This is a genomic window from Pedobacter sp. 01N416 (assembly GCF_056399685.1).
In genome coordinates this window covers 1-6,990 of sequence record NZ_JBFTRT010000293.1, presented here as the reverse complement: position 1 = coordinate 6,990, position 6,990 = coordinate 1, and the positions used below count along the sequence as shown (strand labels likewise).

General features: G+C 38.3%; 6 protein-coding genes. 5 read left to right on the top strand and 1 reads right to left on the bottom strand.

The features are described from left to right. A partial coding sequence (locus tag AC1DND_RS16410) for an alpha/beta fold hydrolase (protein ID WP_477583203.1) occupies positions 1–535 on the bottom strand: 535 nt, incomplete at its 3' end. A 521-nt stretch (positions 536–1,056) separates the two neighbouring features. On the opposite strand from AC1DND_RS16410, the gene AC1DND_RS16405 reads away from it, so the two are divergent. The 5 genes from AC1DND_RS16405 (at position 1,057) to ilvB (ending at position 6,918) form a co-directional block, all read left to right on the top strand. Continuing rightward, on the top strand, positions 1,057–1,878 hold the full coding sequence (locus AC1DND_RS16405) for an aminotransferase class IV (protein WP_477583205.1): 822 nt from the start codon (positions 1,057–1,059) through the stop codon (positions 1,876–1,878). Between the two features lie 124 nt (positions 1,879–2,002). After that, the gene (locus AC1DND_RS16400) at positions 2,003–2,581 is read left to right on the top strand and encodes an O-methyltransferase (RefSeq protein WP_477583202.1); all 579 of its coding nucleotides are present in this window, start codon (positions 2,003–2,005) and stop codon (positions 2,579–2,581) included. 242 nt (positions 2,582–2,823) lie between these two features. After that, positions 2,824–4,506, top strand: a complete 1,683-nt coding sequence (ilvD, locus tag AC1DND_RS16395; RefSeq protein ID WP_477583201.1) for a dihydroxy-acid dehydratase — start codon at positions 2,824–2,826, stop codon at positions 4,504–4,506. Positions 4,507–4,554: 48 nt separating this feature from the next. Beyond that, complete coding sequence (locus AC1DND_RS16390; RefSeq protein ID WP_477583200.1) at positions 4,555–5,145, top strand: ORF6N domain-containing protein; 591 nt, start codon at positions 4,555–4,557, stop codon at positions 5,143–5,145. Between the two features lie 21 nt (positions 5,146–5,166). Next, a complete protein-coding gene (ilvB, locus tag AC1DND_RS16385) occupies positions 5,167–6,918 on the top strand; it encodes a biosynthetic-type acetolactate synthase large subunit (RefSeq protein WP_057931986.1) in 1,752 nt (583 codons plus the stop codon). Positions 6,919–6,990 lie beyond the last annotated feature (72 nt).

Sequence of the window (6,990 nt, the reverse complement as noted above, 5' to 3'; positions counted from 1 at the left end):
CATTTATAGTGGTATCCTTTTTTAGTAACCGATATCCATATTCAATTTGTTCCTTCACCTGGTTTGGATTCATGAAATGGGCTATTGTATTCGCCATGATGATGCCAGATAAATGTTCTGGATACTTCAAGGCATAGTTAATGGCCAGAATACCACCGAATGAATGACTAAGTAAGTACACTTTTTCTACGCCCAATTTTAACCGCAGTTCTTCAACATCTTGAACAATCCGGTCTAAACTATAATTTTTTGCATTTTGCGAATGACCAGATCCTCTTTGATCCAGGTAAACCATTGTTAAACATTTCTCCAGGTTTGCTCCACCCATTTTTTCAAAGGAAAGAAAGTCCTGACCAGGGCCTCCATGTAAGTAGATACAAACAGGTCCTTTGCCTGCCACCTTAACAGATAATTTTACCGTATCAGAAGTTAAAATGGCCTGGTTCCCCATTTTGAGATGTGAGGTTGAATCTGACGGGGAACAACCACTAAATAATACGATTAATACAACAAAAAAGATATAAATTATTTTCATAGGAATAGTTTCTAATATTAAATTACACAACTTTACAATAAACAATCAAGCCAGTTTAATAATACTTTAATATCCACAAAAAAACACCAATAATTCTTAGCATTTTAACATCAAAATCTGACCAGAATTTTCAATTTCATACAGCCTTTAACTCGTTTTAGGCAGAAAAATAGAAAATTTATAATGCAAGCATAACAAACAGACTGTATACCGTTTTGATATTTGGTCTACGGCTATCGGCATTAAATAACTAATCCAACTCTAATTAAGAATAATATTCTGAATATAGATTCATTTTCAAAATTATATTCTTATTTAACTTTTTTCTGATTTCTCTTGCATATTAATGAACCAAAAACTAAATTGGTTTTTATAAACAATAAGATAACAATGACTATTCAGAACAACATATTTTCTACCGCTACTACTGCAAAAGCAGCTGGTAATGTAGTGTTACCTGTCATTTTACTTAACCTCCTACTCCTAAACATTTTATGGGGTAATAAGCGGACGCAGTTTAAATAGATTTTAAAGGGCAGTCGCTACACTACGGCTATGCTGCTTTCGAGGGTATTAGAGCCTATAAAACACACAACGGCAACCGCATTTTCAAAGCCGCGGCCCATTTCGATCGCTTAGAGCGTTCTTGCCAATTGGCAAACATTCCTTTCCCATGGGATAAACAGGAATTAATTGCAGCAACCTATAAATTACTTCAGTTGAACAAACTGAAAGATGCTTATATCCGTCCCCTGGTATTTTGCCACCCGAACATGAAATTAAACGAGCCGAGTGGGGTTTCGATCTTAATCTGTGCCTGGGAATGGGATGCATATTCTGGTAACAAATTGTTAAAATTAACAGTTTCTGATTATGAAAGGCCAAACCCAAAATCGATTCCAATGGAGGCGAAATTGAGTGGAAACTATGTTAATTCTATTTTAGCTACTACTGCGGCAAATATTAAAGGTTATGACGAGGCTTTGCTTTTGGATATGCACGGTTTTGTTGCCGAGGCATCTGGAGCAAACATCTTTCTTGAAAAAGACGGAAAACTGTTTACACCATCTTTAGGAAATATTTTACCAGGAATTACACGTGCAACCGTAAAAGAACTTTGCACCGTTCTGGATATAGAATGCATTGAGAAAAAATTAACTACAGAAGATTTAAAAAATGCCGACAGCGCTTTCTTATGTGGAACAGCAACCGAGATAGCAGGTATAGCATCAATTGATGATATCGTATATCGCCCGTTGTGGAGAGAATCTCTCGGTTATACCATACAGCGAGCTTATAAAAACCTGGTACTCGAAAAAGTAAATTACGAAGTGATTATATAGCAGGTAGAATGTTGGTTGATAGTTAAATAGCCAATGGTTGATAGCCAATTCGGCCATATACCATGAACTAAAAAACCATCAACCAAAAAAGAAATTTAAAGAATAAGAAAGTACTTAAAAACAAATGACTGAAGAAATCAATCAACACTTCCCGAAGGCCTACCAGCAAATTAATGGTGCAACAAAAGCATCAGGATTTGACATGGCATCTGATGTGTTGACTTGCTCTTTGCTCAGAACACTTGCTTCTACCAAGCCTTCAGGTAAATTTCTGGAACTTGGAACAGGAACAGGTTTATCTACTTCCTGGATATTAGATGGTTTAGATCAAAATAGTACACTTACCTCGATAGATAATGACGCTAAATTTTTAGCGATTGCCAAAACTTTTCTTGGTGAGGATGAACGCTTAACATTAGTTGATACCGATGGTGCGGAATGGATTGAAAAGAATAAAGACAAAAAGTTCGATTATATTTTTGCTGATACCTGGCATGGAAAATATTTGCTTTTAGATGAGGCGATATCTATGCTTAATACCGGCGGACTTTACATCATCGATGATATGCTGCCACAATCGAATTGGCCTGATGGCCACCAGGATAAGGCTATAAAATTGATCAAAGATTTAGAATCCCGTGATGATCTGCACTTAACCAAGCAGGTTTGGGCAACAGGAATCGTGATCGGAGTAAAAAAATAAATAAGATTAAATAGTTCTTTAATTTTTTAAATAGTTAGTATGTTTGTGATTCATCAAAGACATGAATATAAACACAAACATTATTAGCAACCTAATTATTGTCATTTCTCAAAAGAGAGGTGGAAATCGTTGCGTATAATATTAAAAATATACCATATCGAAACCGCCTCCCACAAGAGGCGGTTTTTTTTTGCCTCAAAAAGAAATAATTGAAATACAACAGCATACATACAATTTAAACAATGAGCGAATTAAACAAGTACAGTAAAACATTTACACAAGACCCTACACAACCGGCAGCGCAAGCTATGCTTTATGGAATCGGATTAACTGATGCTGATATGGCTAAAGCACAGGTCGGTATTGCAAGTATGGGTTACGATGGTAACACCTGCAATATGCACCTTAACGATCTGGCAAAAGATGTGAAAAAAGGGGTCTGGAATAATGATTTAGTGGGCTTGGTTTTTAATACCATTGGCGTAAGTGATGGGATGAGCAACGGTACAGATGGTATGCGTTACTCGCTGGTAAGCCGCGATGTAATTGCTGATAGTATCGAAACCATTTGCGGTGGCCAATATTACGATGGAATTATCTCTATCCCTGGCTGTGATAAAAATATGCCTGGCGCGATTATGGCCATGGCACGTTTAGATCGCCCTTCAATTATGGTTTATGGTGGTACGATTGCGCCTGGCCATTACAAAGGCGAAGAATTGAACATCGTTTCAGCTTTCGAAGCTCTGGGGCAGAAAATATGTGGCAACCTTTCTGAGGAAGACTATCAGGGCATCATAAAACATACTTGCCCTGGTGCAGGTGCTTGTGGAGGGATGTATACTGCRAACACAATGGCATCAGCAATTGAGGCTTTAGGTATGAGTTTGCCTTATTCATCTTCGAACCCAGCAATCAGCGAGGAGAAAAAACAAGAATGTTTAGATGCGGGTAAATACATCAAAATTTTATTAGAGAAAGATATCAAACCATCTGATATTATGACGAGAAAAGCATTCGAAAATGCCATTCGTTCTATTATCATTTTAGGTGGCAGTACGAATGCAGTATTACATTTTATTGCAATGGGTAAAGCTATCGGTATCGAAATCTCTCAGGATGATTTCCAGCGCATGAGTGATGTAACACCCGTACTTGCCGATTTCAAACCTAGTGGAAAATACTTAATGCAGGATTTACATCAATATGGAGGTATCCCGGCAGTATTGAAATATTTATTAAACGAGGGTTTATTACATGGCGATTGTTTAACTGTTACCGGAAAAACCCTGGCTGAGAATTTAGCCGATGTAAAATCGGTTATGGATTATGATCAAAAAATCATCCAGAAACTAAGTGAGCCGATTAAAGCCACTGGTCACCTACAGATTCTTTACGGAAACCTGGCTGAAAAAGGTTCTGTTGCAAAAATAAGTGGTAAAGAAGGTGAGAAATTTGAAGGCCCTGCACGTGTATTCGACGGCGAACACGATTTAATTGCCGGAATTTCAAGCGGACGTGTTCAACCTGGCGATGTAATCGTAATTAAAAATTCAGGTCCGGTAGGTGCGCCAGGTATGCCAGAAATGTTAAAACCAACCTCAGCAATTATTGGTGCTGGTTTAGGCAAATCAGTGGCTTTAATTACCGACGGACGTTTCTCTGGTGGTACACATGGATTTGTGGTTGGTCACATTACACCTGAGTCCTACAAAGGTGGCTTAATAGGCTTGGTAGAAGATGAAGACCGGATTTTGATCGATGCGGTAAACAACATCATTAGCTTACAGGTAAGTGACGAAGTGATTGCAGCGCGTAGAAAAAACTATGTACAACCAGCATTAAAAGTAACAAAAGGTGTTTTATATAAATATGCTAAAACAGTTTCAGACGCAGCTAGTGGTTGCGTAACTGACGAATACTAAAATCAAAAAATCATCCCCCAGATTAATTGATTACTAATAAAATAGATTATGCAAATAATTAAAAGTATTCAGAATAGGATTTATGAAATCCGGGGAGAAAGAGTAATGCTGGATTTCGATTTGGCATCGCTTTATGAAGTTGAAACGAAGGCACAGAATCAGGCGGTAAAACGTAACATAAAGCGTTTTCCTGAAGATTTTATGTTTCAGTTAACTTCTGCTGAGTTTGAAGAGATAAAACTTCAGATTGATGCAAGTAATCAAGGTACATCATCACAAATTGTGATGACAGGCGGAACCAACTTGAAGTCACAAATTGTGACTTCAAGTTGGGGAGGTACTCGAAAATTGCCTTATGCCTTTACAGAGCAAGGGGTTGCCATGTTGAGTGGCGTTTTGAAAAGTGATAAGGCAATTAACATGAATATTGCCATTATGAGAGCCTTTGTTGACGTTCGGAAAATTTTGCTGAAGCAAAGCAACCTTAATGAACAGTTAACAGAAATTAAAGAACGGATTGGGGAACATGATGTTCAGCTCAACGAGCTGTATGATGCAATGGAAAATTTAATAGACGAGAAAATTGCTCAATTAAAATGGAACGACAGACAAAGAATTGGGTTTAAAATTAAAGAATAGTAGAACCGCAAAAACATAACTATGGAAACTGCACAAGATACAATACAACAAAACGAGGCGAAAGCAGAAACCTCAAAAACCTTATTTAAAGGAACAGGCTCGCAAGTTTTGTTGAATGGATTAATTGAAGAAGGTGTAACCACCATTTTCGGTTATCCGGGAGGAGCAATCATGCCTATTTATGATGCTCTTTATGATTATGCTGATAAATTAGAACACATCTTAGTTCGCCATGAGCAAGGTGGTATCCACGCCGCTCAGGGTTTTGCAAGAGCAAGCGGCGAAGTTGGTGTTGTTTTCGCAACCAGCGGGCCAGGTGCAACCAATTTGGTTACTGGTTTGGCAGATGCGCAAATCGATAGTACGCCATTGGTTTGTATCACCGGACAGGTTTTCGCCCACCTATTGGGAACGGATGCTTTTCAGGAAACTGATGTGATTAACATTACTACTCCGGTTACAAAATGGAACTATCAGGTTACTGATGCCAAAGAAATTCAAGAGGTATTGGCTAAAGCTTTTTATATCGCTAAAAGTGGCAGACCAGGTCCTGTTTTAATCGATATTACCAAAAATGCACAATTACAATTGGAGGAATTTCCTGAATATGTAAAGTGCAACCACATCCGAAGTTATCGCCCGAAGCCAAAAGTTAGGGTAGAATATATCGAGCAGGCAGCCGAATTAATCAATTCAGCAAAAAAACCTTTCATTTTATTTGGACAAGGTGTTATTTTGGGTAAAGCCGAAGAAGAATTCAAAGCTTTTATCAATAAATCAGGAATCCCTGCTGCATGGACCATTATGGGCGAAGGTGCTATTCCAACTTCACACCCGTTAAATGTAGGTATGTTAGGCATGCACGGTAATTATGGCCCGAACGTATTAACCAACGAAGCTGATGTAATTATTGCCATCGGTATGCGTTTTGATGACCGTGTAACCGGTCGTTTAGATAAATATGCCAAACAAGCTAAAGTGGTACATTTAGATATTGACCCTGCCGAAATTGATAAAAATGTTAAGGCAGAAGTTGGTGTTTGGGGCGACTGTAAAGAAACTTTGCCCCTATTAACCAATTTAGTTAACGAAAACAAACACGAAGATTGGTTAGCTAAGTTCAGACAATATAACCAGGAGGAAATAGATCAAGTCATCACTCCCGAGCTTTATCCAACTGGTGATGAAATGACCATGGGCGAAGTATTGCGCAACATCAACGAAATCTGTGGTGGCGATGCCGTAATCGTTACCGATGTTGGTCAGCACCAAATGGTGGCCTGTCGTTATGCTAAATTCAACAATACCCGCAGCAACATTACTTCTGGTGGTTTAGGTACAATGGGTTTTGGTTTACCAGCAGCAATTGGTGCTAAATATGGTGCACCTGATAAAACCGTTATCGCAATTATCGGTGATGGTGGTTTCCAGATGACGCCTCAGGAACTGGGTACCATTATGCAGTTTGGCGCAGCAGTAAAAATTCTGATTTTGAACAACCGCTTTTTAGGTATGGTTCGTCAATGGCAACAGCTTTTTCATGATAAACGTTATTCTTTCGTGAATATCACCAGCCCTGACTTTGTTGCTTTAGCAAAATCGTATTATATCGAAGCGAGCAAAGTTGATGAACGTGCAAACCTAAGAACTGCACTAGAGACCATGATCAACCACGAAGGTTCTTACCTATTAGAGGTTATGGTAGGCAGAGAAAATAATGTTTTCCCTATGGTTCCTCAAGGAATGAGTGTAAGCGAAATCAGGTTGAAGTAAGGTAGAGGTTTAAGATAAAAAAGAAACTATCATGAGTACTGAAGATAAAATAAAATATACAGAAGACACCGT

Bases quoted from the DNA above. Each gene is read 5' to 3' on its own strand.
- AC1DND_RS16400 (WP_477583202.1), top strand. From the start codon at position 2,003: ATGACTGAAGAAATCAATCAACACTTCCCGAAGGCCTACCAGCAAATT.
- AC1DND_RS16390 (WP_477583200.1), top strand. From the start codon at position 4,555: ATGCAAATAATTAAAAGTATTCAGAATAGGATTTATGAAATCCGGGGA.
- ilvB (WP_057931986.1), top strand. From the start codon at position 5,167: ATGGAAACTGCACAAGATACAATACAACAAAACGAGGCGAAAGCAGAA.